26 protein-coding genes are annotated in these 24,830 nt (G+C 69.2%); 12 read left to right on the top strand and 14 right to left on the bottom strand.

The annotated features are described in order from the left end of the window. The first annotated feature begins 251 nt into the window (after positions 1-251). Positions 252-1,028 (top strand): hypothetical protein, encoded by a 777-nt coding sequence (locus ACXJLU_RS10835; protein WP_457330687.1) that lies wholly within the window; start codon positions 252-254, stop codon positions 1,026-1,028. Positions 1,029-1,044: 16 nt separating this feature from the next. On the opposite strand, the gene ACXJLU_RS10830 is transcribed toward ACXJLU_RS10835, so the two are convergent. Next, positions 1,045-1,248 carry a hypothetical protein gene (locus tag ACXJLU_RS10830; protein WP_073464662.1) on the bottom strand — a complete coding sequence of 68 codons (204 nt, stop codon included), beginning with the start codon at positions 1,246-1,248 and terminating at the stop codon, positions 1,045-1,047. A gap of 168 nt (positions 1,249-1,416) precedes the next feature. On the opposite strand from ACXJLU_RS10830, the gene ACXJLU_RS10825 reads away from it, so the two are divergent. Beyond that, the gene (locus ACXJLU_RS10825) at positions 1,417-1,953 is read left to right on the top strand and encodes a pyridoxamine 5'-phosphate oxidase family protein (RefSeq protein ID WP_457330685.1); all 537 of its coding nucleotides are present in this window, start codon (positions 1,417-1,419) and stop codon (positions 1,951-1,953) included. Positions 1,954-2,082: 129 nt separating this feature from the next. Next, the gene (locus ACXJLU_RS10820) at positions 2,083-3,897 is read left to right on the top strand and encodes a glycosyl hydrolase (RefSeq protein ID WP_457330683.1); all 1,815 of its coding nucleotides are present in this window, start codon (positions 2,083-2,085) and stop codon (positions 3,895-3,897) included. Between the two features lie 12 nt (positions 3,898-3,909). On the opposite strand, the gene ACXJLU_RS10815 is transcribed toward ACXJLU_RS10820, so the two are convergent. Then, on the bottom strand, positions 3,910-4,821 hold the full coding sequence (locus tag ACXJLU_RS10815) for an AraC family transcriptional regulator (protein ID WP_457330681.1): 912 nt from the start codon (positions 4,819-4,821) through the stop codon (positions 3,910-3,912). Positions 4,822-4,964: 143 nt separating this feature from the next. On the opposite strand from ACXJLU_RS10815, the gene ACXJLU_RS10810 reads away from it, so the two are divergent. Further along, positions 4,965-5,264: a hypothetical protein gene (locus ACXJLU_RS10810; RefSeq protein ID WP_457330679.1), complete on the top strand. Its 300-nt coding sequence runs from the start codon at positions 4,965-4,967 to the stop codon at positions 5,262-5,264. Positions 5,265-5,416: 152 nt separating this feature from the next. Next, the gene (locus ACXJLU_RS10805) at positions 5,417-5,983 is read left to right on the top strand and encodes a hypothetical protein (RefSeq protein ID WP_457330677.1); all 567 of its coding nucleotides are present in this window, start codon (positions 5,417-5,419) and stop codon (positions 5,981-5,983) included. On the opposite strand, the gene ACXJLU_RS10800 is transcribed toward ACXJLU_RS10805, so the two are convergent. From ACXJLU_RS10800 to ACXJLU_RS10790, 3 genes are read right to left on the bottom strand one after another with little or no spacing between them, the layout of a single operon-like run. Continuing rightward, positions 5,971-8,331 (bottom strand): response regulator, encoded by a 2,361-nt coding sequence (locus tag ACXJLU_RS10800; protein WP_457330675.1) that lies wholly within the window; start codon positions 8,329-8,331, stop codon positions 5,971-5,973. The two genes, ACXJLU_RS10805 and ACXJLU_RS10800, sit on opposite strands and share 13 nt — an antisense overlap. Next, a complete protein-coding gene (locus ACXJLU_RS10795; RefSeq protein WP_457330673.1) occupies positions 8,328-9,254 on the bottom strand; it encodes a DMT family transporter in 927 nt (308 codons plus the stop codon). The genes ACXJLU_RS10800 and ACXJLU_RS10795 overlap by 4 nt, the downstream gene beginning before the upstream one ends. After that, positions 9,251-9,559, bottom strand: coding sequence for a putative signal transducing protein (locus ACXJLU_RS10790; RefSeq protein WP_457330671.1), 309 nt, complete (start codon positions 9,557-9,559; stop codon positions 9,251-9,253). Before ACXJLU_RS10790 ends, ACXJLU_RS10795 begins: the two co-directional genes overlap by 4 nt. A 62-nt stretch (positions 9,560-9,621) precedes the next feature. Here ACXJLU_RS10790 and ACXJLU_RS10785 point away from each other — a divergent pair, with 62 nt between their 5' ends. The 5 genes from ACXJLU_RS10785 (at position 9,622) to ACXJLU_RS10765 (ending at position 13,597) form a co-directional block, all read left to right on the top strand. Then, a complete protein-coding gene (locus tag ACXJLU_RS10785; protein WP_457330669.1) occupies positions 9,622-10,614 on the top strand; it encodes a quinone oxidoreductase family protein in 993 nt (330 codons plus the stop codon). Positions 10,615-10,688: 74 nt separating this feature from the next. Then, a complete protein-coding gene (gene modA, locus ACXJLU_RS10780; protein ID WP_457330667.1) occupies positions 10,689-11,438 on the top strand; it encodes a molybdate ABC transporter substrate-binding protein in 750 nt (249 codons plus the stop codon). Continuing rightward, positions 11,435-12,127, top strand: coding sequence for a molybdate ABC transporter permease subunit (gene modB / locus ACXJLU_RS10775; RefSeq protein ID WP_457330665.1), 693 nt, complete (start codon positions 11,435-11,437; stop codon positions 12,125-12,127). Before modA ends, modB begins: the two co-directional genes overlap by 4 nt. Further along, complete coding sequence (locus ACXJLU_RS10770; RefSeq protein WP_457330663.1) at positions 12,124-12,789, top strand: sulfate/molybdate ABC transporter ATP-binding protein; 666 nt, start codon at positions 12,124-12,126, stop codon at positions 12,787-12,789. The genes modB and ACXJLU_RS10770 overlap by 4 nt, the downstream gene beginning before the upstream one ends. After that, the gene (locus ACXJLU_RS10765; protein WP_457330661.1) at positions 12,782-13,597 is read left to right on the top strand and encodes a TOBE domain-containing protein; all 816 of its coding nucleotides are present in this window, start codon (positions 12,782-12,784) and stop codon (positions 13,595-13,597) included. The genes ACXJLU_RS10770 and ACXJLU_RS10765 overlap by 8 nt, the downstream gene beginning before the upstream one ends. A gap of 10 nt (positions 13,598-13,607) precedes the next feature. On the opposite strand, the gene ACXJLU_RS10760 is transcribed toward ACXJLU_RS10765, so the two are convergent. Continuing rightward, positions 13,608-14,378 carry an SDR family NAD(P)-dependent oxidoreductase gene (locus ACXJLU_RS10760; RefSeq protein WP_457330659.1) on the bottom strand — a complete coding sequence of 257 codons (771 nt, stop codon included), beginning with the start codon at positions 14,376-14,378 and terminating at the stop codon, positions 13,608-13,610. A gap of 231 nt (positions 14,379-14,609) precedes the next feature. Between ACXJLU_RS10760 and ACXJLU_RS10755 the strand changes: the two genes are divergently transcribed. Together ACXJLU_RS10755 and ACXJLU_RS10750 are read left to right on the top strand one after the other, a co-directional pair. Beyond that, positions 14,610-15,251 carry a CGNR zinc finger domain-containing protein gene (locus ACXJLU_RS10755; protein ID WP_457330657.1) on the top strand — a complete coding sequence of 214 codons (642 nt, stop codon included), beginning with the start codon at positions 14,610-14,612 and terminating at the stop codon, positions 15,249-15,251. Between the two features lie 83 nt (positions 15,252-15,334). Then, a complete protein-coding gene (locus tag ACXJLU_RS10750) occupies positions 15,335-16,195 on the top strand; it encodes an alpha/beta fold hydrolase (RefSeq protein WP_457330655.1) in 861 nt (286 codons plus the stop codon). A gap of 29 nt (positions 16,196-16,224) precedes the next feature. On the opposite strand, the gene lspA is transcribed toward ACXJLU_RS10750, so the two are convergent. The 8 genes from lspA to ACXJLU_RS10710 all read right to left on the bottom strand — a co-directional run bounded on the left by lspA (position 16,225) and on the right by ACXJLU_RS10710 (position 24,294). Next, positions 16,225-16,716, bottom strand: a complete 492-nt coding sequence (gene lspA, locus ACXJLU_RS10745; protein WP_457330653.1) for a signal peptidase II — start codon at positions 16,714-16,716, stop codon at positions 16,225-16,227. Between the two features lie 4 nt (positions 16,717-16,720). After that, complete coding sequence (locus ACXJLU_RS10740; protein WP_457330651.1) at positions 16,721-17,023, bottom strand: type II toxin-antitoxin system RelE/ParE family toxin; 303 nt, start codon at positions 17,021-17,023, stop codon at positions 16,721-16,723. Then, entirely contained in the window at positions 17,023-17,259 is a 237-nt protein-coding gene (locus tag ACXJLU_RS10735) for an addiction module protein (protein ID WP_457330649.1), read from the bottom strand. Before ACXJLU_RS10735 ends, ACXJLU_RS10740 begins: the two co-directional genes overlap by 1 nt. A gap of 20 nt (positions 17,260-17,279) precedes the next feature. Further along, positions 17,280-20,138 carry an isoleucine--tRNA ligase gene (gene ileS, locus ACXJLU_RS10730; protein WP_457330647.1) on the bottom strand — a complete coding sequence of 953 codons (2,859 nt, stop codon included), beginning with the start codon at positions 20,136-20,138 and terminating at the stop codon, positions 17,280-17,282. A gap of 89 nt (positions 20,139-20,227) precedes the next feature. Further along, positions 20,228-21,223 carry a bifunctional riboflavin kinase/FAD synthetase gene (locus ACXJLU_RS10725; protein ID WP_073464699.1) on the bottom strand — a complete coding sequence of 332 codons (996 nt, stop codon included), beginning with the start codon at positions 21,221-21,223 and terminating at the stop codon, positions 20,228-20,230. A 57-nt stretch (positions 21,224-21,280) separates the two neighbouring features. Continuing rightward, positions 21,281-21,985, bottom strand: a complete 705-nt coding sequence (locus ACXJLU_RS10720) for a pseudouridine synthase (protein ID WP_457330645.1) — start codon at positions 21,983-21,985, stop codon at positions 21,281-21,283. A gap of 15 nt (positions 21,986-22,000) precedes the next feature. Next, the gene (locus ACXJLU_RS10715; RefSeq protein WP_457330643.1) at positions 22,001-23,317 is read right to left on the bottom strand and encodes a twin-arginine translocation pathway signal; all 1,317 of its coding nucleotides are present in this window, start codon (positions 23,315-23,317) and stop codon (positions 22,001-22,003) included. Next, entirely contained in the window at positions 23,314-24,294 is a 981-nt protein-coding gene (locus ACXJLU_RS10710; RefSeq protein WP_457330641.1) for a P1 family peptidase, read from the bottom strand. The genes ACXJLU_RS10715 and ACXJLU_RS10710 overlap by 4 nt, the downstream gene beginning before the upstream one ends. Positions 24,295-24,830: the final 536 nt, after the last annotated feature.

Raw genomic sequence — 24,830 nt, 5'->3', positions numbered from 1 at the left:
AACGATGCGGTGGCTGGCGTGACATACCGGGCGTTACTCGGGTGAGGGCTCGGCGCTGGTGAGGCTGAGGTGGCGCCTGGGCTGTCACTTCAACCACAAAGGCCATCATGGGTTCCCGCTTCTTGCCATCCTTGTCCGGTCGGACCGGCCAACAGGCCGTTTACAAGACCCCGCAATCAGCGAGTGGTAGCCCATCGAAGCGCAAGGGTCGGCGGACGATCTTCGGGCAGCGCCAACGCGCTGGGAATTGCGTGGCGACCAATGTGCCCAGTGCGACCAACGTGCCGGGTAGCCTCAAGTCGCACATGTTCCCGGTGCCCTCGTTCGCATCCATTGGTCATCCGTTCCTGACATCGAGTGCGCAAGCGCAGGTGCAGGGTTTCCGCGAACACCTGGACGCGCTGCAAGGCATGCAGGCGTACTACGCCGCCCAGCGTGCCAAGGCGCCGCGTGGGACGACCACGCCTCAAGTCCAGCAGGAAGACTGGAAGCTGGCCGCGGAAATCCTGAACGTGCTGACCACCTTTTCCGAATTTCAACAGCTGCCGCAGCAGCTGCGCGACAGCATCGAGGCATTGAAGCCGCTGTTGGGTCAGCTGGGTCAAGTGCGATACCGCGCATGGACAGAGATGTGCTGCATCCTCGACAACGGGGGCCGGCCGAACTCCCTGCCATCGTCCACGCACGGATCCGTCGGGCCCGCGGCTGTGCCGCCATCACCGCCGCCGCGCGCGACGAAATGCGAAACGGCCAAGCGCAGCCTGATGGAACTGCGCGACCGGTTCGATGCTCGGGTAATCCAGCGGGGACCGAACCCTCGGCCTTCACCGCATGAGTGGGACGAACTGCGCCAGCATGTCGGCGATATCATTGCCAGTCCCGACATGGGCCGACATTTTGCGACGTCCAAGGAATACCAGAATCTGTATGACTTGTGGCATTACTTGAATCAACAGCCTGCTTCGCCGCAAGACATGTGGGGCGCGTGGATTCCGGTCAAGAACGCACTGCCTGCCACGGGCACTTGACGCCCTGTACCGGGAGTCAGCCGTCGCCAAGCATCGGCGCCTGCGTCAGTTCCGCATCGACGTTCATCAGCACGCTGGCCAGCGACAGCGCGCGCCACAGGTGTGGCGGCATCGCCATGATGGCTTCGGGTGACTTGGCGCTGGCGACCCAGGCGCCGATCTCGGCATGTTGCTCGATCGTCAGCAGGTGCCGGCGCCGCATGTCGTCCAAGGTTTCCATCGGGGGCCTCTCATGGTCACGAGGCGCGAGGCCGCACCTCCTGCGTGGATCATCGCATGGGGCGTTTTCGCTGTGCCGCCGTGGGGTTGCCCGGTCGGACGCGGCTTACATCGACACGGCATGCGCCCCGGCTGACATCGCGCGGACGGCACGGGAACATGCCGCCCCATGGACTCCATCAACCAGCAACAACCCGAGCAGAACCGCCAGGACCTGCGCGCTGCCGACGCCATTGCCCGCATCCGGGACGTGGTCGACAAGAACGCGTCGTGCTTCTTCTGCACCGCAAGCCGCATCGGCGACGCGGTCGCCGCACGGCCGATGAGCGTGCAGCAGGCCGACGAGCGCGGCCACCTGTGGTTCCTCAGCGCGAGCGACAGCCACAAGAACGCCGAGATCGCGGCCGACCCGCAGGTCACGCTGTACTTCCAGGCGTCGAAGCATTCCGACTTCCTGCAGTTGCGAGGCCGTGCAACGGTCTCGACCGACAAGGCGAAGATCAAGGAACTGTGGTCCGCACCGATCAAGACCTGGTTCACCGGCGGCGTCGATGACCTGCGCATCACCGTCATCGAGTTCGCACCGACCGATGGCTACTACTGGGACAACAAGCATGGCGACGCCGTCGCCGGCCTGAAGATCCTGATCGGCGCGGCCATCGGCAAGACGCTGGACGACTCGATCGAGGGACGCGTCAGCTTGTAGCCGACGGGCACGCAAGAGCCGACCCGCTGACAGCTACACACCTGCTCACATCCCCGCCGTTGCCACCTGGAACCAGTTCCATAACACTGCCCCCGCAGGCAATGACCTGCCAACGACAGGGGACGGACGATGCGCAGGATTCACAGGACGTGGAAGGCCGCCGGCGTGGCTGCGGCGATCAGCCTGATCGGCACGCTCGCGGCGTGCGGCGGCGGAGAGGGCAGCACGGCGGACGCACCGACGGTCGGTGCGCCGTCGGAGACGGCCGCGGCCTTCGCCCCGTCGTCCGACACCACGCTGCCCCTGCAGGCCGAGCGCTACGTGCTCGCCAACACCGGCAGCAACCAGTGCCTCGAAGCCGCACCCGACAACGCCGACGGCGCCCGCTTCCGCTTTGCCGATTGCAACAGCGGTGCCGCAGCCCAGTCCTTCAATGTGAGCCTGGATGCTTCAGGACGCTACAAACTGTTGGCGAGCAGCGGCCGCGCGATGGATGTCGCGGGCGCCTCGGGCGCTGACGGCGCCACCGTGCAGCAATGGACCGACAACGGCACCAACGCGCAGCGCTTCGCCTTCAAGCGCCTCGGCGGCAACCGCTTTGCGCTGGTGAACTCGGGCAGCGGCAAATGCGTCGCGCCGTCGAGCAGCACCGGCCTGCAGCAGCTCACCTGCAAGGACGAACCCGCGCAGTCGTTCACCGTCCACCCGGTGGCCAGCGGCGGCAAGGCCGGGCCCGCAGTGGGCCGCTATTCGGTGCGCTCGGTGCATTCGCAGCTGTGCATCGGCATCGAGGGCGCGAGCACCGCCGACGCAGCCCGTCCGCTGCAGGCCGCGTGTGCCGGCGATGACGCGCAGCGCTTCGACCTCGCATCGGCCGGTGCCGGCGCCTGGCGCCTGACCAACGTGCGCAGCGGCAAGTCGATCAGCGTCGCCGCCTCGTCCACCGCCAACGGCGCGGCGGTGCAGCAGCTCGCCGACACCGCCGGCGCGAACCAGCGCTACACCACCACCGCCATCGGCGATGCCTTCGAGCTGAAGGCGCGCCACAGCAACAAGTGCCTCGACGTGCGCGATTTCAGCACCGCGGTCGGCGGCGTGGTGCACCAGTGGGATTGCACCCGCACCGACAACCAGCAATGGCGCCTCGTGGCCGATGGCGGCACGACGCCGTCCAACCCGGTCGGCAAGAGCGCGAAGCGCGGCATCGCCTACGACGTGGCGACCACCGGCGACCTGAACGCGCTCTCGCCCGGCGTGTCCTGGTGGTACAACTGGTCGCCCCGGCCAAAGCTGACGCCGCCGGCCGGCACCGACTTCGTGCCGATGCTGTGGAACTTCAGCTTCAACGATGCCGAGATCGAGGCGCTGCTGAAGGCCAACCCGCAGTACAAGGTCCTGCTGGTGCTGAACGAGCCGAACCTGTGGGGCCAGGCGACGATGTCGCCGGCCGATGCGGCGGCCGCCTGGCCGCGCGTCGAGGCGCTGGCGGCCAAGACCGGCGTGAAGATCGTCGGCCCGCAGATCACCTGGGGCAACCTGGCCGGCTTCGAGGACCCCGTCGTCTGGATGGATGCCTTCTACGCGGCCTACCGCAATGCCAACGGCCAGCGCGCCCCGCGCATCGACATGCTGGCCTTCCACTGGTACGACTACGGCCTGGCCGCCCAGCTCGATCGCCTGACCAAGTACGGCAAGCCGTTCTGGGTCACCGAGTTCGCGAACTGGCACAACGGCGACGGCTCGGCGCAGATCGACACGGTGGCCAAGCAGAAGGCGCAGATGACCGAGATGGTCGGCGTGCTCGAGAACCGCGCCGACGTCGTGCGCTACGCCTGGTTCACCGGCCGCTGGAGCAACGACACGCACTTCTCGAGCCTGCTGGGTGCCGACGGCCAGCTCACCGAGCTGGGCAGGCACTACCTGTCGCTGCCCTACAAGCCCTGAGCCGGAGCGGGATCAGAGGCCTTGGGCCTCGGGCGCGACGCCGGCCGACACGTCGCGCACCGGCGGCTGCCCGTACAGCCGCGCGTACTCGCGGCTGAACTGCGACGGGCTCTGGTAGCCGACGCGGTGGCCGGCGGTCGCGACGCCCAGCCGCTCGACCACCATCAGCCGGCGCGCCTCGTGCAGGCGCAGCTGCTTCTGGTACTGCATCGGCGTCAACGCCGTCACCGCCTTGAAGTTGTGGTGCAGCGACGACTCGCTCATGCCGACGTGCGACGCCAGGTCTTCGATGCGCAGCGGCTCGGCGAAGTGCCGGCGCAGCCAGTCGACCGCCTTGCCGACGCGGTGGCTGCGGCTGTCGGCCGACGCGATCGCGAGCAGCCGCCCGCCGTCGGGGCCGGTCAGCAGGCGGTACAGGATCTCTTCCTCGACCAGCGGCGCGAGCGCCGCGATGTCGTGCGGGCTGTCGAGCAGGCGCAGCAGTCGGAGCACGGCATCGAGCAGCTCCGGTGGCGCGCGGTTCACCGTGACGCCGCGCAGGCCGTCACCAGCGGCCGCGGCCTGCGGCGCGCGCACGCGGCGCAGCAGCTCGGTGAGCCGCACGCCGTCGATCGCCATGCCGAGCCCGAGGCTGGGGGACGCTTCGCTCGCGACGGTGACGCGCGAGACGATCGGCAGGTCGACCGACGTGACCAGGTAGTCGCCGACGCCGTAGCGGTACTCGTCGCTGCCGAGCGTCAGGATCTTCTCGCCCTGGGCGAGCAGGGCGAAGCAGGGCCACTGCGCGGCGTAGTGCGGCTGCGATGGCGTGGAACAGCGGCCGAAGAACAGGTTGCCGACGGCGGTGCTCGCCTGCCCGTCGTCGGGGGCGTGGCGGGCGATCAGCGCGGCGATCTCGGCATAGCGGTCAGGGTTCGATGCCATGCCGGCGATCTTGCCCGAGGCGCGGAGCAGTGTTGCGCCGCGAGCGCGCGATTTGCAGGATCGTGCATGAGTTCTGCAGGATTCGGCTAACGGGCGGGGGCGAGGCTGCAGGATGATGCGAGCCGTCTCACCAGAGGATTCCCATGACCGAAGCGATCGAAATCACCACCTTCAAGCTTGCGAACTGCACCTGCGACGACTTCATCGATGCCAACGTCGAGATCGACGACTGGCTCAAGCGCCAGGCGGGATTCCGTTCGCGCCGGCTCGCGCAGTGGAACGACGGCACGGTCGTCGACATGCTGATCTGGGATTCGGCCGCGCACGGCCGCGTCGCGATGGCGCGATTGATGAACGAGATGGGCCACTCGCGCGTGCACGCGATGATCGACCAGCCGACGGTGTCGTGGAGCGTGGCGCCGGTGCGGCACCAAGTGTTCTGACGAGAAGTACAGCCGTCTTTGAGTGACTTACGTCTTGTCGAACGCCGGAACGCCGAGCGTGACTTGCGCCACATACCTGCATTCGTTTCAGGCAACCCGCATCGGCGGTGCTGGGGTGGATGCAGTTTCAGCAGTTCGGTACAGGAGTAGTCATGTTGCGTCAGGTCAGAACGTTCGGCAGTCAAGTGCGATACACGATTGGTGGGATTACCACGTCAGCAGGAATTGCGTGTCGAGAAACCAAGCGCAAAGCAGCGGCATTCTTCGCGAGGTTTCGGCAGATGCAGGATATGGGCGCCACGACGACTACAGTCGTCGCGCCGAGTGATGAAGAGCTCTCGTCGTTTGATCCAAAGTTATTGTCGAGTGATCAAGAATTCGAGCTGAGTGATCAACAGCTCTACGAACGACGCAAAGTTTTCTGGGGGATCGAAACCGGTTGCTCTGGCCTGAACTCTGGGAGAGGTCTGAATGAATGGGAAAGGAACCTGCTGACACGAACCGCTTCGGCCCAAGCGAACGACGAGAATGGAGTTGGTTGGTCTGACGTAGAAATGGATACGTGGAAGGAGCTCGCATCTCAGTTGAATGCGGTAGTGCCAAATATGGGAACGACCGCCGTTCACAGAAAGGACCTCAATGCGGCGTGGAAGAGGGTGCTCGAGCTGAAGCCGGCTGAGCTGACCGAGACGGACGAGACCTCCTCTTATGAGGTGTGAGACGAATTGCGCGCCTTCAACCGCCGCTCGATCGCCGCCACCAGCTGCTCCTGCGTGAACGGCTTGGCGACGTAGTCGTCCATGCCGGCGGCGAGGCAGGCTTCCACGTCGCCCTTCATCGCGTTCGCGGTGAGGGCGACGATCGGCAGCCGGGCGCTGCCGCTGACGCCTTCGGCCCGCTCGATCTCGCGCAGCCGCGCGGTCGCCTCGAAGCCGTCGACCACCGGCATCAGGCAGTCCATCAGCACCACGTCGAAGGCGTGGCTGCGGGCCGCATCGATCGCGGCCTGGCCGTCGGACACCACCTGCACGTCGTAGCCGGCCAGCCGCAGCATCTGGGCCGCCACCTCCTGGTTCACCAGGTGGTCCTCAGCGAGCAGCACGCGCGCGCTCCGCACCGGGCCTGCCGGGACGTGCACCGGCAACTCGGGGGCGGGCAGCACGGCATCGGGCACCGGCTGCGCCTCGTGCGCCAGCAGGTCGATCAGCGCGCGCCGCAGCTCCTGCTTGCGCACCGGCTTCGACAGCCAGCGCTCGATGCCCAGCCGCGTCAGGCTGATCGCCGGCATGTCCAGCCCCTGCGAGCTCAGCATCACGAGCTTCAGCCCGTCGAGCCGGCGGTTCGCGCGGATGCGCTGCGTCAGCGAGAGACCGTCCATGTCGGGCATGTGCACGTCGAGGATCGCCAGGTCGTGCACCACCGGCCGCTTGCTCATCAGCTCGAGCGCGTGCTCGCCGCTGTCGGCGGTGTCCACCCGCAGCCCCCAGGCCGTCAGCTGGTGGCGCAGGATGTCGAGGTTGGTCGTGTTGTCGTCGACCACCAGCACCTGCAGCCCCTGCAGCGCCGCCGCCTCACGGTCGGTCAGCATCGTCGGGTTGTCGGGCACCAGCCGCATCGGCAGCGAGAACCAGAAACGCGATCCCTCGCCGCGCGTGCTGTGCAGCTGCAGCTTGCCGCCCATCATCGCCACCAGCTGGCTCGAGATCGTCAGCCCGAGGCCGGTGCCGCCGTGGCGCCGGGTGCGCGAGCTGTCGGCCTGCGTGAAGGCATCGAACACCCGCGCCTGGTCGGCCGTCGAGATGCCCGGGCCCGAATCCGACACCGCGAACTCCAGCAGCGCCGCATGGTTGTGCGCCGCGCTGCTGGCCGGCAGCTTCACCACCGAGATCATCACGTGCCCGCGCTCGGTGAACTTGACGGCATTGCCCATCAGGTTCATCAGCACCTGGCGCAGCCGTGCCGCATCGCCGTAGGCGCGCAGCGGCAGGTCGGGGCCCATCTGGCAGATCACCTCGAGCCCCTTGGCATGCGCCTGCACCGCCAGCAGCTCGGCGACGTCGTAGGCCACCTCGCAGGGGTTGAAGGGCAGCGATTCGACCTCGAACTTGCCGGCCTCGATCTTCGAGAAATCGAGGATGTCGTTGATCACGCCCAGCAGCGCCTGGCCCGAGCGGTGCGCGCTGTCGGCGAAGCGGCGCTGCTGGTCGTTCAGCGTCGTGCCCATCAGCAGCTCGGTCATGCCCAGCACGCCGTTCATCGGCGTGCGGATCTCGTGGCTCATGTTGGCGAGGAACTGCGACTTGGCCTGGCTCGCCGCCTCGGCCGCGTCCTTCGCGGCCTGCAGCTCGGTCAGGTGCCGGGCCTTGTCGGCCGACGCCATTTCCATGCGGCGGCGGATCAGGAAGCCGTAGACCAGCATGCCGAGCGTGATCGCGGTGACGCCGACGGCGCTCGCGAACTCGAGCCAGCGGTAGCGGCTCACCGACCGGCTCAGCGCATCGAACTGCGCCTTCTGGAGGGTGCGCGAGATGCGCCCGACCCCGCGCAGATCCTCTTGCAGCTGCGCGTAGCTGCGGTCGACCTCGACCATCGCGCGCGACGCCGCATCGAGCCGCTGTTCGCCGAAGCGCTGCAGCGTGGTCTCGGACTGCTCGACCATGCGCTGCACCGTGCTGCCGGCCGATTGCAGCCCCTGCACCATCAGCTCGCGTTCGCCTTCGGCCGGGTGGCTCTCGAAGCGTTGCATCGCGGTCGCGAGCGACTGCTTGAAGCGCTCATGCGCGGCATGCAGCCGCAGGCGCTCGGTGTCGACCTGGCCCGACGCGAAGATGTCGTTGGCCGGCGCGTCGACCTCGCCGGCCAGCCGGCGCAGCTCGCCCAGCGCCTCGAAGCGCGCGGCCCAGCCGCGGTCGGCGGCCAGCGAATCGCCGAAGCGCTCGTTGACCTTGACGCCCAGGAACTGGTCAAGCCCGATCACCACCAGGATCAGCAGCGCAGCGGCACCGTACAGCAGTTGCCAGGAACGCTTGCGGGCGGGGGGAGCTGCGTCGGAACCGGAAGGTGTCATGGTGTCCTGCGGGGCGCTGCGCGGGATGTTACGACGATCCCCGCGGCAATCAGCCCGAACGCCGCGATGTGGTACCACTGCGGCCCTTCGCCGAGCATCGCGGCCGACATCAGCGCGGCGAACACCGGTGTCAGGTTGGCGAAGAAGGCGGCGATCGCCGGCCCCACCGCGGTGACGCCGGCGCCCCAGCAGAAGTAGGCGACGATCGACGGGCCGATCGCCACGTAGGCCAGCGCCGCGTACACCGACCCCGACCACAGCACCGGCTGCCCGGTGAGCGCCTGCTCGGCGCCCGCGCCGGCGGCGGCCCACAGCGCGCCGAAGCCGACCTGCGCGAGCAGGAACTCGGCGCCGCTCCAGGCCGGCCGCTCGGGGTAGCGCATCGAGGCCGGCGGGCGCGCCAGCATCCAGCTGTAGATCGCCCACAGCGCGGTGGCCAGCAGCATCAGCAGGTCGCCGGGCACCAGGTGCAGCTGCAGCAGCGTCGACGGGTGGCCGTGCGACAGCACCAGCGCGACGCCCAGCAGCGACAGCGCGGCGCCGGCGGCTTGGCGCCGCGTCGGCTGCTCGCCATACGCCAGCGCGCCGACGGCCAGCATGAAGAGCGGCGAGCTGGCGGCGATCAGCGTGACGTTGATCGGCGTGGAGGTGCTCACCGCCATGTACTGCAGCGCGTTGTAGCTGCCGACGCCCACCAGGCTGAGCGGTGCCAGGTAGCGCCAGCGTTCGAGCAGGTCGCGCGGCTGCTTCAGCAGGCGCCAGCCGAGCGGCAGCAGCAGCACGAAGGCGAGCGACCAGCGCAGCGCATTCAGCGCGAGCGGCGGCACGCTGCCGACCATCAGCCGGCCGACCACCGCGTTGCCGGCCCACAGCACCGGCGGCAGGGTCAGCATCAGGATGATGCGGGGATTCAGCGCCGTCATGCGGAAGGCATCGCGGCGCCGCAGTTCCAGCACTGCTCGAACGGGCCGTCGATCACTTCATGGCATTGCGGGCAGGCCCACAGCTGGCGGCGCGGATGCTGCAGCTCGTTCAGCCGCACGACGGCGAGTGCATGGTCGGCCTCGTCGTCGACCCACAGCTCGGGCAGCGTCTCGCTGGGCGGCACGCCGCCGGAGAGGCTGCTGGCGAACGCGCGCTGCACGGTCGTGGGGATACCCGTCTGCGTGAGCATGTCGGCCCACAGCTGGGCGAGGGCGAGGTTGGGTGCGGTGGTGAGGCGTTTCAAGACCGGGCGTGGGCAGGGGTCGCGGGAGTGCTGGCACGATACCGCATCCACTGGAGCAAGCCATGCCACTTACTGCACACGCCGTCCGCCTCGATCGAGCCGGCGGACCCGAGACCCTGACGCTGTCGGAGGTCGTGGTCGGCGAACCCGGCCCGGGCGAGATCCGCATCCGCCACCATGCGGTCGGCATCAACTACATCGACGTCTACCACCGCAGCGGCGCGTACGCGCTGCCGGCGCCGTTCGGCATCGGCGTCGAAGGCGCGGGGATCGTCGAGGCGGTGGGCGAGGGCGTCTCGCACCTGCGCGTGGGCGACCGCGCGGCCTACGTCAGCCAGCCGCCCGGTGCCTACGCGACGCTGCGGGTGATGCCGGCCAAGTGCGTCGTGAAGCTGCCCGACGCGATCGGCTTCGACGAAGGCGCGGCGATGATGCTGAAGGGCTTCACGACGCAGTACCTGCTGCGCCGCACGCTGCCGCAGGGAGGCCTCGTGGCGGGCGACTTCGTGCTGTTCCATGCCGCGGCCGGCGGGGTCGGGCTGATCGCCTGCCAATGGGCGCGCGCGCTCGGGCTGCAGCTGATCGGCACCGCGAGCACCGACGAGAAATGCGCCGCCGCACAGGCGCACGGCGCGGCCTTCACGATCAACTACGCGCGGGAGGATTTCGCGGCCCGGGTGCGCGAGATCACCGGCGGCAAGGGCGTGAAGGTGGTGTACGACGGCGTCGGCCGCGACACCTGGGACAAGTCGCTCGACTGCCTGCAGCCCTTCGGCCTGATGGCCAGCTACGGCAGCGCGTCGGGCAAGGTGCCTCCGTTCGACCTGGGCGTGCTCGGCGCGAAGGGCTCGCTGTTCCTGACGCGGCCCACGGTGTTCACGCACATCGCGACCCGCGAGTCGACGCAGGTCATGGCCGACGAGCTGTTCGCGATGGTGACCAGCGGGCAGGTGAAGATCCCGGTGGAGCACCGCTACGCGCTGAAGGACGCGGCGCAGGCGCACGCCGACCTGGAATCGCGCAAGACGGTCGGCGGTTCGGTGCTGATCCCGTAGCCCGGATTGGCATCCGGGCCACGCGAAATGTAGTGCGCTACATTTCGGGGTCCTCCACGCTGTATCGCCCCACCATGCGCCTCGCTGCCCGCCTGCTGATCGCGGCCTTCTCGGTCCTCGCCACCACGGCCCACGCCGCCGACCTGACCGTCTCGGCCGCCGCCAGCCTGACCAACGCCTTCAAGGAACTGGCTCCCGCCTTCGAGGCGCAGAACCCCGGCACCAAGCTGCTGCTGAACTTCGCCGCCTCCGACGCCTTGCTGGCGCAGATCGCCAAGGGCGCGCCGGTCGACGTGTTCGCGTCGGCCGACCAGGAGACGATGGACCGCGCGCAAACACAGCAACTGGTGGCCGCCGGCTCGCGCCGCGACTTCGTCAGCAACACGCTGGTGCTGGTCACGCCGTCCGACAGCACGCTGGCGCTGGCCACGCTGGCCGACCTGAAGCAGCCGGCCGTCAAGCGCATCGCGCTCGGCCAGCCGAGCGGCGTGCCGGCCGGCCGCTACGCGAAGGGCGCGCTCGAGGCCGCGAAGCTGTGGGCCGACGTCGAACCCAAGGCCGTCTACGCGCAGAACGTGCGCCAGGCGCTCGACTACGTGGCGCGCGGCGAGGCCGAGGCCGGCTTCGTCTACGGCACCGACGCCGCGGTGCTGAAGGACAAGGTCAAGGTGGCRCTCACCGTGCCCACCGAGACCCCCATCCGCTACCCGGTGGCGCTGATCGCCGGCGGCCCGAACCCGGCGGCCGCTCGCGCCTTCGTCGACTACCTGCTGTCGCCGGCCGGCCAGGCGGTGCTGGCGCGCTACGGCTTCCAGAAGCCGTGAACGCCGCGGAGTCCGCGTGGATTCCGCTCGCGCTGTCGCTGAAGGTGGCCGGCTGGGCCACGCTGATCGACCTGGTGCTCGGCGTCGGCCTGGGCCTGCTGCTGGCGCGCGGGCGCTTCCCGGGGCGCGAGCTGCTCGATGCGATCCTCACGCTGCCGATGGTGCTGCCGCCGACCGTGCTCGGCTACTACCTGCTGGTGCTGATCGGCAAGCGCGGCTGGCTCGGCGCCTGGCTGTACGAGCACTTGGGCATCCAGCTGATCTTCACCTGGCAGGGCGCGGTGATCGCGGCGAGCGTGGTCGCGCTGCCGCTGGTGCTGAAGGCGGCGCGCGCGGCCTTCGAGGGGGTCGACCCGCAGTTGGAGAACGCCGGGCGCGTGCTGGGCCTGTCGGAGGCGGCGGTGTTCTTTCGCATCACGCTGCCGCTCGCGTGGCGCGGCATCCTGGCCGGACTGCTGCTGTCGTTCGCGCGCTCGCTCGGCGAGTTCGGCGCGACGCTGATGGTGGCCGGCAGCATCCCCGGGCGCACGCAGACGCTGTCGGTCGCGGTCTACGAAGCGGTGCAGGCCGGGCAGGACGGCGTGGCCAACGTGCTGGTGCTGATCACGTCGCTGACCTGCATCGTGGTGCTGCTGCTGGCCGGGCGCTTGTTGTCCGGCCGGCCTTTGCGGGGGAGTGCGGTGCGATGAGCTTCGAGGTCGACATCCGCAAGACGGTCAGCAGCCCGCAGCGGCGCTTCGAGCTGCAGGTGCGCTTCACCGCGCAGGCGCGCCGCACGGTGATCTACGGGCCGTCGGGCGCGGGCAAGTCGCTGACGCTGCAGGCGATCGCCGGGCTGCTGCGGCCCGACGCCGGCCGCATCGCGTTCAACGGCGAGACGCTGTTCGACAGCGGCGCGCGCATCGCGGTGCCGGCGCGGCAACGCCGCTTCGGTTACCTGTTCCAGGACTACGCGCTGTTCCCGCAACTGAACGTGCGGCAGAACGTCGCCTTCGGCCTGCGGCGCGGCTGGTTGAATCCGCCTCGCGATGCCGGCGGCGAGGCGGTCGAGCGCTGGCTCGCCGCGCTCGAGCTCACGCCGGTCGCGTCGCAGCTGCCGCACCAGCTCTCGGGCGGCCAGCGCCAGCGCACCGCGCTCGCCCGTGCGCTGGTTGCCGCGCCGCGCGCGCTGCTGCTGGATGAGCCGTTCTCCGCGCTCGACCCGGACCTGCGCGAGCGCACGCGCGACGAGCTGGACCGGCTGCTGGCGCAGATCGACATCCCGCTGGTGATGATCACGCACGACCCGGACGACCTGCGCCGCTTCGGCGAACAGGTGCTGCATCTGCGCGATGGAGTCGTCGGTGACTGACGCACCGGACGACAGCCTCACGCTCGCCGCCGAGCTGACGCTGAACCTGGGCGGACAGAGCCTGGCCGGTGCGCGCCGCATCGGGCTGCTGGTGGAAATTGCGCGGCTGGGCTCGATCACGCAGGCCGCGAAGGCCGCCGGCTTCAGCTACAAGGGCGCGTGGGACGCGGTCGAGCAGATGAGCAACCTGGCCGGCGAGCCGCTGCTGGAACGCAGCGCCGGCGGCCCCGGCGGCGGCCGCACGCGGCTCACGCCGCGCGGCGAGCAGCTGTTGCGCAACGTCGTGCTGATCCAGCAGGAGCATGCGCGCTTCGTCGAGCGCTTGAACCGGCAGGCCGCGGGCCTGGCCGGCGACTATTCACTGCTTGAAGGGCTGGCGATGAGAACGAGCGCACGCAACCAGTTCGCCGGCACCGTGGTGGGGTTGCGCGGCGGCGCCGTCAACGACGAGATCGAGCTGGAGGCGATCGGCGGGCTGCGCATCGTCGCGAGCATCACGCACGAGAGCACGCTCGAACTTGGGCTCGTGGTCGGCGCGAAGGCCTTCGCGCTGATCAAGGCCTCGTCGATCATCCTGATGACCGAGATGCGCGGCGTTCGCCTGTCGGCCCGCAACCAGCTGAAGGGCGTGGTGTCGCGGGTCACGCCGGGCGCGGTGAACTGCGAGGTGGTGATGGCACTGGCCGGTGGCGGCGCGGTGGCGGCCATCATCACGAACGACAGCGCGGCCGCGTTGGCGCTGGAGGTCGGCAGCACCGCGATCGCGGTGTTCAAGGCCTCCAGCGTGATCGTCGGCGTGTCGGCCTAGATCGACGAGATCACACCGACCTCGTCTCGCCGCCGTCGATGCGCAGCACCGTGCCGGTCATCCAGCGCGCGCCGGGCGACACCGCGAACGCGATCAGCTCGGCGATCTCGTCGGCCTCGCCGAAGCGGCGGATGCCGGCCTGCTGCAAAACGGCCGCCTTCGCGTCGTCCAGCGTGATGCCCTTGGCGGTGGCCATGCGCTCGATCATGCCGAGGCGCCGGCCCGTCATCACCGCGCCGGGCGAGACGCTGTTCACCTGAACGCCGTCGGCGATGCCGCGTTCGGCGAAGGCTTTCGCCAGCGCTTCGATGGCCGCGTTGATCGCGCCCACCGCCGCCATCGACGCCTTCGGTGCCTCCGCCGCGTTGCCCGACACGAACACCACGCTGCCGCTGCTCGCGCGCAGCGCCTCCCACGCGCGCAGCGTCAACCGGCGCGCGCCGTGAAACTTCAGCGCCATGCCGGCGTCCCATTGCGCGTCCGTCATCGCGAACACGTCGAGGCCCGGTACCGCGCCGGCCACGTTGACCAGCGCATCGATGCGCCCGTGGGCCTGCAGCGCTGCGCCGACCACGGTGTCCGCAGCGTCGGGTCGGCTCAGGTCCGCGGCCACGACGAGCGCCTGCTTTCCCATCGCACGGATCTGCGTTGCCACTTCCTCCAGCGCGTCCTGGCGCTGCGCGCACAACACCACGCAAGCGTGGTCCTTCGCGAGGCGCAAGGCGGTTGCCTTGCCGATGCCGGAACTGGCGCCGGTCACGATCACGACTGAATTCGACATGCTGGTGCTCCTCATGCGGCGCGGTGCTCGACCGCTTCCAGGATCAGCGCGACCGTCGGCTTCATCCTCTGCGCCATAAAGCGCTGGTTCTCGCGTGCTGTCATCGTCATTGCGTCCTCCGTGCATAACCGAAAAAAATGAGGATTGCAGGTTATCTTCATAGATATAACCTGTCAACATTAGAATTGACGGTTATCGACTCGGCCGAGTCGAACCCCACAAGGTGATGCGATGACGGATGCCAGACCTCCCGCGATGTTCATCGCCGATGCGCTCGGCCTGGACTTCCTCAACTCGGTGTCGGTGCCGCTGGACGTGCCGGTGGAGTACCTGGCGTCGGGCGAGGACCTGATCGCCTGGCTGCGGCAGGCGGGCCTGGTGCCGGCATCGGTGCTGGACGAGACCCTCGCCAACGCCGGCCCCGGCGAACTCGACGCCGTCGCCGCGCAGGCCCGGGCGCTGCGCGAGTGGTTCCGCGGCTTCGTGCGCGAGCACCGCGGGCGGCGCCTCGACGCGCAGGCGGTGGCGGGGCTGGAACCGCTGAACCGGTTGCTGGCTCGCGACGAAGGCTACGGCCAGATCTGCGCTGCGGCAGACCCGGCCGCCGTCGACGACAGCATCACCGGCCTGCAATGGGCGCCGATGCGGCGCTGGCGCTCGCCGGATGCGCTGTTGCTGCCGATCGCCCAGGCGATGGCGGAGCTGCTGACCAGCGCGGACTTCAGCCAGGTAAAGGCCTGCGAGGGGCCCGCCTGCACGCTGTTGTTCCTCGACAGGACACGCGGTCACAAACGCCGCTGGTGCAACATGGCCGTCTGCGGCAACCGGGCCAAGCAGGCCGCCCACCGTGAACGCCACGCGCAACGCTCGTAACTCTATTGATGTTGTTTGACAGGTTACTTCCAAGAAGTTAACCTGATCGAACACATTTGTGTGGTTACTTGAAGGAGCGAGAGATGACGAACGTGAGCTATCGGCGCGTGAGCGTGGGCGAGCATGAGGTGGCGTACCGGGAAGCCGGGCCGGCACTGGCACCGGTGCTGTTGTTGCTGCATGGGTTTCCCAGTTCGAGCCACATGTTCCGGGACCTGATCCCGAAGTTGGCGGACCGCTACCGCGTGATCGCACCGGACCTGCCGGGCTTCGGCCAGACGACGCTGCTGCCGCGCGAGCAGTTCGCGTACACCTTCGACAACCTGGCGCAGGTGATCGACGGTTTCACCGAGCAGCTCGGGTTGGCGCGCTACGCGATCTACGTGTTCGACTACGGTTCGCCGGTCGGCCTGCGGCTGGCGCTGAAGCACCCGGAGCGCATCACGGCGATCGTCACGCAGAACGGCAATGCCTATGAAGAAGGCTTGAGCGAGGGCTGGAACCCGATCCAGGCCTATTGGCGCGAGCCGACCCCGGCGCACCGCGATGCGTTGCGCGCATTCCTGGCGCCGGAAGCGACGCTGTGGCAGTACACGCACGGCGTGGCCGATGCGAGCCGGGTGTCGCCCGACGGCTACGGGCTGGACAACCACTACCTGGCGCGGCCGGATGCGCACGAGATCCAGCTCGACCTGTTCGTGGACTACGCGAGCAACGTCGCGCTGTACCCGCAGTTCCAGGCGTATTTCCGCAAGCACCAGCCGCCGCTGCTCGCGGTGTGGGGGCGGCACGATCCGTTCTTCCTGCCGGCGGGCGCCGAGGCGTTCAAGCGCGACATCGACGCGGCACAGGTGCAGTTCTTCGAGACCGGGCATTTCGCGCTGGAGACGCATGCCGCGGAGATCGCGGACGCGATCCGCGGCTTCCTCACGAAGCTGGCCTGACGGCTCAGGCCAGGCACGGGGCGCAGCGGCTACTTGCCCTTGCGCACCCGCCGCAGCTCGTCGACGATCAGCAGGATCGCGCCGAGCGTGATCGCGCTGTCGGCGAGGTTGAACGACGGGAAGAACTTGTCGGCCCAGTGCACCTGGATGAAGTCAACGACGTAGCCGTGCAGCAGCCGGTCGATCACGTTGCCGAGCGCGCCGCCGAGGATCAGCGCGAGCGCCCACGCGAACATCTTCTGGCCGCCGTGGCTGCGCAGCATCCAGACGATGAACCCGGCGGCCACTGCGCCCAGCCCGACGAAGAACCAGCGCTGCCAGCCCGAGGCACCGGCCAGGAACGAGAACGCCGCGCCGGTGTTGTGCACCCGGACCACGTTGAAGAACGGCGTGACATGGACGCTGTCACCGTACGCGAAGTTGGCGAGGATCAGCGACTTGGTCAGCTGGTCGAGCACGATGACGACGAGGGCGATGCCCAGCCAGGGGAGCAGGGAGGCGGAGGATTTCTTGAAGGACATGGTGTCAGTGATTGCGCAGGCGTGCGAGCGCGACAGCGGGATCGCGTGCCGTGTGGAACAACATGACGACCAGGACCCTCTGGTCATCAAACGTGTAGAACAGTTCGTAAGGAAATCGTCGGATCACGGCCCGGCGGAACGGCGCCAGCACTTCCTGGAAGGAAAGGGGAGCGCGCTGGATGTGCATCAATGTCGCATTCGCCGCGTCCATGAACTTCGGCCCCAAGCCTTCACGTTGCTCCTCGTACCAGCGGCGTGCCTGTCGAAAGTCCTTGGACGAGTGGGATGTGAAAACAAGCTTGCGCATCAGTCCTCGCGCGCTCGCCGCTGGACTTCATCCCAGGTCAAGGCCGACTCCGGATGGGCTTCGTAGTGGGCGAGACGTTCGCGGAGTTCGAGTGCCACGGCTTCCGACACGGGCGTGGTGTCGTGCTTTTTCTCTTCCGCGATGCTGTCCCACAACTCCTCGACCAGCTGCAGCCGCTCATCCACCGGCAGCTTGAACAGATCGGGGTACTCCACGCGAGGATCGTTGTGGTTCATCGAGGGCTCCTTGCAAAATTTCAGGCGACTGTACGCGCCTCGCCCGAACCGTACAGGTTGCTTGTGCACCTGCCGCAGATGGTCGGATGCTGCGCATCGCTGCCGACATCGTCGCGGTAGTGCCAGCAGCGCTCGCACTTGGTCGCGGACGACGGCGTCACGGCGACGGCCAGTTCCGCGCCCGTCGCGATCCGCGCCTGCGACGTGATCGTCACGAAGCGCAGGTCGTCGCCGAGCGACGCGAGCAGCGCGAGGTCGTCGGCCGCCGCGGTGATCAGCAGCTCGGCCTGCAGCGACGAGCCGACCTGGCCCGCGCTGCGCAGCGCCTCGATCTCCTTGTTGGCCACGTCGCGGATCTCGCGCAGCCGGCTCCACTTCGCGAGCAGCGCGTCGTCGGCCCAGGCCGAGGTGTCACTGAAGGTCTCGATGAAGATCGACGCCGACTGCGCCGGCGCGAACACCTTCCAGGCCTCCTCGGCGGTGAAGCTCAGGAACGGTGCCATCCAGCGCAGCATCGCGTGCGTCACATGCCACAGCGCGGTCTGCGCGCTGCGCCGGGCCAGCGATTTCGGCGCGGTGGTGTACAGCCGGTCCTTCAAGACGTCGAGGTAGAACGCGCCCAGGTCCTCGCTGCAGAACACCTGCAGCTTGGCCACCACCGGGTGGAACTCGTAGACCTCGTAGTGCTTCAGCACCTCGGCCTGGAACTGCGCCGCGCGCGCGAGCGCATAGCGGTCGATCTCGAGCATGTCGGCCAGCGGCACCAGATCGGTCGCCGGGTCGAAATCGCTGGTGTTGGCCAGCATGAAGCGCAGCGTGTTGCGGATGCGGCGGTACGCATCGACGACGCGCGCCAGGATCTTCTTGTCGATCGCGAGGTCGCCCGAGTAGTCGGTCGACGCGCACCACAGGCGCAGGATCTCGGCCCCCATCTCCTGCACCGACTCCTGCAGCGAGATGAAGTTGCCCTGGCTCTTGCTCATCTTGCGGCCCTGGCCGTCGACCGTGAAGCCGTGCGTCAGCAGGCCGCGGTACGGCGCATGGCCTTCCGTCGCGCAGGCGATCAGCAGCGACGAATGGAACCAGCCGCGGTGCTGGTCATGGCCTTCGAGGTACAGGTCGGCCTCGGGGCCGGCTGCCCCCTCCGGCCCGGCGGTGGTGCCCGGCTGGCTGCCGACCTTCTCGTTCAGCACGTGGTAGAAGGTCGACCCCGAATCGAACCACACGTCGAGGATGTCGTTGCTCTTGATGTAGTCGCCGGCTTCGGCGCCCAGCACCTCGTCGACCGTCAGCTTCGACCACGCCTCGACGCCGCCTTGCTGCACCACCTCGGCCGCGCGGTCGATCAGCGCCATCGTGTCGGGGTGCAGCTCGCCGGTCGCCTTGTGCAGGAAGAACGGCAGCGGCACGCCCCAGTTGCGCTGGCGGCTGATGCACCAGTCGGGCCGGTTCGCGATCATGTCGTGCAGCCGGGCCCGGCCGTTCTCCGGGAAGAAGTTCGTCTGGCCAATGGCCTCGAGCGCGGTCTGGCGCAGCGTCTTCGGCGCCTTGTCCTTCGTGAACACGCCGTCGCCCTCGTCCATGCGCACGAACCACTGCGCCGCGGCGCGGTAGATCACCGGCGTCTTGTGGCGCCAGCAGTGCGGGTAACTGTGCGTCAGCTTCGAGGTGGCGAGCAGCCGGCCGGCATCGCGCAGCGCATCGGCCACCAGCGGCGCGGCCTTCCAGATGTGCTGGCCACCGAACAGCGGCAGCGTCGCCTCGTAGACGCCGTTGCCCTGCACCGGGTTCAGGATGTCGTCGATCGCGAGGCCATGCTCGCGGCAGGAGTTGAAGTCGTCCACGCCGTAGGCCGGCGACGAGTGCACGATGCCGGTGCCATCATCGGCGGTCGCGTAGTCGGCCAGGTACACCGGGCTCACGCGGTCGTAGCCGGGGTCGACGTGCGCCAGCGGGTGGCGGAAGGTGAGGCCGTCGAGGTTCTTGCCGAGCGTGGTCGCGAGCACCGTGCCGGTGAGGCCGTAGCGCTCCAGGCACTTGTCGACCAGCGCCAGCGCCAGCAGCAGGATGCCGCGCTCGGTGTCGACCAGCGCGTACTCGAGCGCCGGGTTCAGGTTCAGCGCCTGGTTGGCGGGGATGGTCCACGCGGTGGTGGTCCAGATCACCGCGAACGCTTCCTTCGCGAGCGATGGCAGGCCGAAGGCCGCGGCCACCTTCGCCGGCTCGGCCGCCAGGAAGGCGACGTCGACCGTCTGCGACTGCTTGTCGGCGTACTCGATCTCGAACTCGGCCAGCGACGAGTGGCAGTCGAAGCACCAGTAGACCGGCTTCAGCCCGCGGTAGACGAAGCCGCGCTCGATCAGCCGCTTCAGCACGCGGATCTCGTTGGCTTCGTTGCCGAAGTCCATCGTGCGGTACGGGTGGTCCCAGTCGCCCAGCACGCCGACGCGCTTGAAATCGGCCATCTGCTGCGCGATCTGCTCGCCGGCATACGTGCGGCTCTTGGCCTGTACGTCGGCGCGGTCGAGGTTGCGGCCGAAGGTCTTCTCGATCTGGTTCTCGATCGGCAGGCCGTGGCAATCCCAGCCCGGCGTGTAGCGCGCGTCGTAGCCGGCCAGCTGGCGCGCCTTGACGATCATGTCCTTCAGGATCTTGTTGGCCGCGTGGCCGACGTGCAGCGTGCCGTTGGCATAGGGCGGGCCGTCGTGCAGCACGAAGCGCGGGCGGTTCACGCGGGCATCGCGCAACTGCTTGTAGACGCCCTGGTCGCTCCAGTCCTTGATCCAGCCCGGTTCGCGCTTGGGCAGGTCGCCGCGCATCGGGAACGGCGTGTCGGGCAGGTTGAGGGTGCTTCGGTAGTCCGTGGTCTTGTCGGTCATGGCTTTGCGCGCCGCGCGGCGCGTCTCGAAGACAGGTGCCGGCGCCAGGGCGCCGGGGCTCGCGAAAAGAAGGGGAGGGGCGGCGAGCGTTAAATTCGGTCGCGCGTGGTCTGGCGGCGTTGCGCGGCGTACGAGGCGAGGCAGACGCGGGCGTCCTGCACGTCCTGCTCGATCGCCGCCGTCAGGGCTTCCAGCCCGTCGAAACGGGCTTCATCGCGAAGTTTGTGCAGCAGTTCCACCCTGACGAGTTTACCGTAGGCCCCCTCGGCCCCGAGGCGTGCAGGCCAATCGAGGCAATGCACTTCGAGCAGCACGCGGCCGGCGTCTTCGACCGTCGGGCGCACGCCCAGGCTCGCGACGCCGTCCAGCGGCTGCTCGCCCAGCCCGTGGGTGCGCACCGCGTAGATGCCCATCGCGGCCGACTTGGCATGGGCGAAGCGCAGGTTCAGCGTGCGGAATCCCAGCTCGCGGCCGAGCTTGCGCCCGTGCACCACGTGGCCGCTGATGCTGTAGCTGCGGCCCAGCAGCGATTCGACCTGCACCATGTCGCCGGCGGCCAGCGCCTGCCGCACCGCCGAACTCGACACCCGCAGCCCGTGCACCTCGTAGCTCTTCATGCGGGCCACGTCGAAGCCCTGGGCCGGGCCGGCGGCATCGAGCATCGCGTAGTCGCCGCCCCGCCGGGCGCCGAAGCGGAAGTCGTCGCCGACCAGGATGTAGCGGGTGCCCAGCCCGCGCACCAGCATGTCGACGATGAAGGCCTCGGGCGACAGCGACGCGAGCGCGTGGTCGAAGCGCAGCACCACGACCTGGTCGATGCCGCAGCGCTCCAGTTCGGAGAGCTTGTCGCGCAGCGTCGCGATGCGCGCCGGGGCCAGCTCGGGCTTGCCGGCGGCGCGGGCGAAGTAGTCGCGCGGGTGCGGCTCGAAGGTCATCACGCACGACGGCAACCCGCGGTGCTGCGCCTCGCTGCGCAGCAGCGCCAGCATGGCCTGGTGGCCACGGTGGACGCCGTCGAAGTTGCCGATGGTGAGGGCGCAGGCATCGGCGATGCCGGGATGATGAAAGCCGCTGAAGACGCGCATGGGCGGGCATTATCCGTCGCGGCGCAGCGCGCCGCTCGCGCGGAGCACCCCCCGAGATCAGCGCTTGCGCACCAGCTGTTCCCGCTCCGCCGCACTGACCCAGCGCCACGCGCCGCTCGGCACGCCCTCCAGCGTCAGCTCGCCGAAGCTGCTGCGGTGCAGCGCCTCGACCCGGTTGCCGGCCGCGGCCACCATGCGCTTGACCTGGTGGTACTTGCCTTCGGTCAGCGTGAGCCGCAGCGTGTTCGTGCCGGTGGCCTCGCAGGCCGCGGCGCGCACCGGTGCCGGGTCGTCGTCGAGCACCACGCCGTCCAGCAGCTTGGCCACCTGGTCCGGCGTCACCTCGTGCTTGGCGGTCACCTCGTACACCTTCGGCACATGGTGCTTCGGCGAGGTCAGCCGGTGGATCAGCGTGCCGTCGTCGGTCAGCAGCAGCAGCCCGGTGGTGTCTTCGTCGAGCCGCCCGACCGGCTGCACGCCGCGGTTGCGCAGCGGCAGCGGCAGCAGGTTCAGCACGCTCGGGTGATGCTTGGGCTTCTGCGAGCATTCATGGCCGGTCGGCTTGTGCAGCAGCACCAGCGCCTTCTCGTGGAACCGCCATTCGCGGCCCTGCACCGTGAACAGCAGGCCCTCGGTGTCGAGCTCTTCGGCCGGCTCCTCGATCACCCGCCCGCCGACCGATACGAGCCCGTGCCAGATCAGACCCTCGCATTCGCGGCGCGTGCCGAAGCCTTGGGAAAACAACACCTGCGACAAACGCATCGAAGATTCTTTCGTTCAGGAATGGAGTTCGAGCAGCACGACGTGCCCCTCGGCGCACGGCCAGGCGCGGCCGACAATGCGCTCGCCGTTGAATTCTGCGGCCACCGCACGGCCTGCCGTGTCGGTCACCTTGACGGCAGCCAGCGACAGGCCCGCGACGCCCGGCGGCAGCCCGGCCGGTGGGTGGCCGTCGAGCAGGATGCGGTCACGCGGCACGCCGAAGTAGCCGCGTGGCCGGCTCAGCTGCACCAGCGAGAGGGCCTCGCGGTCGGCGGCCGGGTCGGCATCGGCATCGACATCCGCCAGCCGCATCGCTCGCAGGTGCACCAGCGACGACGAGCGCGTGAACGGCGAGCGGTAGACGTGCGTCGTGCTGTGTCCGGGCGCGCTGATGACGAACTCGAGCGGCGTGCGGCTGTCGGTCGCGAGCGGGCCCCAGGCGCCATCGCTGCCGACGACGTGGCGGTACAGCGGCGGGCCGACGCGTTCGCCGCTGGCCGCATCGGTGGCATGCACCTCGACCGTGGCGCCGGCCAGCGGCAGGTTGTCGTGCACCGCGGCCTGCGGGTGCAGGCCCGAGACGGTGCCCGAGAGCTCGATCGCGCCGTCCGATGGCGTGGGCTGCAGGGTCGCCGGCGCGCGGCCGGTCAGGAAGCGCCACATCACGTCGAACGCGGCCGGGCCGAACGAGGTCTCGCGGTGGTCGATGCCGGCGATCACGACGTTGTGCGCGCCGCGCAGCGCCGGGCTGTCGGCGTCGACGCCGGTCGGCCGGCCGGGCGCGCCGATCCACAGGCCGTCGGGCTGCGCGTACTTGTCGTTGCCGTCGGAGCGCACGGTCATCCAGCGCGGGCCGGGCGTCGTCTCGCTGCCGTCACCTGGGTCATTCAGCCGCTGCAGGAACGGACCGGCGCCGTTGAACTCGTTGCCCGGCCGAAACGCCGCATCGGCCCACACGCCGTGGTTCGGCGTGCCGCCGAGGATCGCGTGCGAGACCTGCCGCGCACCGCCGTTCGCGATGAAGTTGCGCACTGCGAAGCCGCCGCGCGAGTTGGCGATCAGCACGACCTGCGCGACACCATGCCGGCGGCAGGCCTGCTCGACCGCGTCGGCGACGCAGCGGCGCGCGTCGTCGCTGGAACTGCGGCCGGGTTGCGCGACGCCGTCGTCATCGCGCGCGAGCGGGCAGGGCATGTCGATCGCGTGCAGCCGCTCGCGCGGCCAGCCGTTGCTCTCGAAACGCCAGACGGTGGTGAGCCACAGCGCGGCGGTGTCGCCGTTGCCGTGCACGAAGACGATGGGCGGGAAGGTGTCGGCCGAGGTGTCGCTCATGCGGGCAGGCCCAGGTCGCGCGCGGCGGGATACGGCCCCCAGCCGGTGGCCGCCTCGATCGCACGCACGACGGCCCGCGCCATCGCCTCGGCGGCCATCGTGCCGAGCAGCGTCGGGTGGGCGACGAGCCCGCTGGCGCCGGTGGCAAGCGCGAACACGGTGTCGCCGTCGCTCTGGGTGTGGACCGGGCTGATGCTGCGCGCGAGCCCGTCGTGCGCGGTCTGCGCGAGCTTGTTGGCCTGGGCCTTGGTCAGCACCGCGTCGGTGCCGACCACGCCGATCGTCGTCGCGGCACCGGGTTGCATGGAGTGCGGCAGTTCGCCACGCAGCAGCGCCTGCGTGCTGTCGAGCAGGCCGAGGCCGTCGGCGCTGCGGGCACCGGCCAGCACGCGGCCGCTGCGCGGATCGACCACGTCGCCGAGCGCATTGACCGCGACCCACGCGCCGACGGTGATGCCCGCCACCGTGACGCTGGCATGGCCGAAGCCGCCGCGCATCGCGCGCTCCAGACCGAACAGCTTGCCGACCAAGGCGCCAGCACCGGCACCGACGTTGCCTTCGGCGCACGGCGCATCACCCGCGGCCTCGCAGGCGGCGTAGCCGGCCGCGGCATCGGGGCGGATGCCGCCAGCGCCGACGGAGAGGTCGAACAGGATCGCCGCCGGCACGATCGGCACGCGGTGCGGGCCGACCGGGTAGCCGATGCCGCGCTCCTCGAGCCAGCGCATCACGCCGCCGGCGGCGTCGAGCCCGAACGCGCTGCCGCCGGCCAGCAGCACCGCGTGCACGTGTTCGACGGCATTCAGTGGCGACAGCAGGTCGGTCTCGCGCGTGCCGGGTGCTGCACCGCGCACGTCGACGCCACCGACCGCGCCCGCGGGCGCGAGCACGACGGTGCAGCCGGTGGGCCGGCGGCTGTCGGTGAAGTGGCCGACGCGCAGTCCGGCGACGGCGCTCAGGCCTGGTGTGGGGTGCATCGCTGGGAAGGGGGCGGGGACCGGCGATTATGAAACGGCTGGTGGAGCTGCGATGACACACCCACTCAGTTGCAACAGTCTGCGCAGATTGGCCGGCCGCGACAGGTGGCGTGATACACCGTGCCCAGTCTCGATGAGACCGAAGAGACCGTGTGGGCTTGCCCTCTGCAAGAACTTGCCTGTCGCATTCGGTCCGTCCGGACCCCTCAGGGCCGGAGAAGAAAAAAAGCACATGGGCTCAAGCCCTGTCGGAGGAATCCATGGACTCGATGCGTCACGACGGTTCGTCAGCGAACACTCGGTTGGCCCTTCACGCAACTGCCAGGCGGCTGCATCGGTTGAAGCCGGTTTGGCGGCACGCCAGCCTGGTGCTACTGGCTGCCACCACGTTGGTCGCCGGATGCGGCCCTTCGTCTGATGACGGCCCGGCACCGACACCCAGTTCCGGCTCGACACCGACGCCCGCGCCGGCGCCGGCGCCTGCGCCGACGCCAGCACCGGCACCCGCACCCGCACCCGCACCCGCACCCGCACCC

The organism is Rhizobacter sp. P5_C2, from assembly GCF_054049715.1.
Note: the sequence above shows the minus strand (reverse complement) of the source record. Positions and strands in the feature narration are given on the sequence as shown.

Coding starts and splice junctions, on each gene's coding strand:
- ACXJLU_RS10720 (WP_457330645.1), bottom strand. CDS start 21,985: ATGCGTTTGTCGCAGGTGTTGTTTTCCCAAGGCTTCGGCACGCGCCGC.
- ACXJLU_RS10770 (WP_457330663.1), top strand. CDS start 12,124: ATGAGCTTCGAGGTCGACATCCGCAAGACGGTCAGCAGCCCGCAGCGG.
- ACXJLU_RS10725 (WP_073464699.1), bottom strand. CDS start 21,223: ATGCGCGTCTTCAGCGGCTTTCATCATCCCGGCATCGCCGATGCCTGC.
- ACXJLU_RS10795 (WP_457330673.1), bottom strand. CDS start 9,254: ATGACGGCGCTGAATCCCCGCATCATCCTGATGCTGACCCTGCCGCCG.
- ACXJLU_RS10805 (WP_457330677.1), top strand. CDS start 5,417: ATGTTGCGTCAGGTCAGAACGTTCGGCAGTCAAGTGCGATACACGATT.
- ACXJLU_RS10750 (WP_457330655.1), top strand. CDS start 15,335: ATGACGAACGTGAGCTATCGGCGCGTGAGCGTGGGCGAGCATGAGGTG.
- ACXJLU_RS10760 (WP_457330659.1), bottom strand. CDS start 14,378: ATGTCGAATTCAGTCGTGATCGTGACCGGCGCCAGTTCCGGCATCGGC.
- ACXJLU_RS10715 (WP_457330643.1), bottom strand. CDS start 23,317: ATGAGCGACACCTCGGCCGACACCTTCCCGCCCATCGTCTTCGTGCAC.
- ACXJLU_RS10830 (WP_073464662.1), bottom strand. CDS start 1,248: ATGGAAACCTTGGACGACATGCGGCGCCGGCACCTGCTGACGATCGAG.
- ACXJLU_RS10820 (WP_457330683.1), top strand. CDS start 2,083: ATGCGCAGGATTCACAGGACGTGGAAGGCCGCCGGCGTGGCTGCGGCG.
- ACXJLU_RS10815 (WP_457330681.1), bottom strand. CDS start 4,821: ATGGCATCGAACCCTGACCGCTATGCCGAGATCGCCGCGCTGATCGCC.
- ileS (WP_457330647.1), bottom strand. CDS start 20,138: ATGACCGACAAGACCACGGACTACCGAAGCACCCTCAACCTGCCCGAC.
- ACXJLU_RS10735 (WP_457330649.1), bottom strand. CDS start 17,259: ATGAACCACAACGATCCTCGCGTGGAGTACCCCGATCTGTTCAAGCTG.
- lspA (WP_457330653.1), bottom strand. CDS start 16,716: ATGTCCTTCAAGAAATCCTCCGCCTCCCTGCTCCCCTGGCTGGGCATC.
- ACXJLU_RS10825 (WP_457330685.1), top strand. CDS start 1,417: ATGGACTCCATCAACCAGCAACAACCCGAGCAGAACCGCCAGGACCTG.
- ACXJLU_RS10740 (WP_457330651.1), bottom strand. CDS start 17,023: ATGCGCAAGCTTGTTTTCACATCCCACTCGTCCAAGGACTTTCGACAG.
- ACXJLU_RS10755 (WP_457330657.1), top strand. CDS start 14,610: ATGACGGATGCCAGACCTCCCGCGATGTTCATCGCCGATGCGCTCGGC.
- ACXJLU_RS10785 (WP_457330669.1), top strand. CDS start 9,622: ATGCCACTTACTGCACACGCCGTCCGCCTCGATCGAGCCGGCGGACCC.
- ACXJLU_RS10710 (WP_457330641.1), bottom strand. CDS start 24,294: ATGCACCCCACACCAGGCCTGAGCGCCGTCGCCGGACTGCGCGTCGGC.
- ACXJLU_RS10810 (WP_457330679.1), top strand. CDS start 4,965: ATGACCGAAGCGATCGAAATCACCACCTTCAAGCTTGCGAACTGCACC.
- ACXJLU_RS10800 (WP_457330675.1), bottom strand. CDS start 8,331: ATGACACCTTCCGGTTCCGACGCAGCTCCCCCCGCCCGCAAGCGTTCC.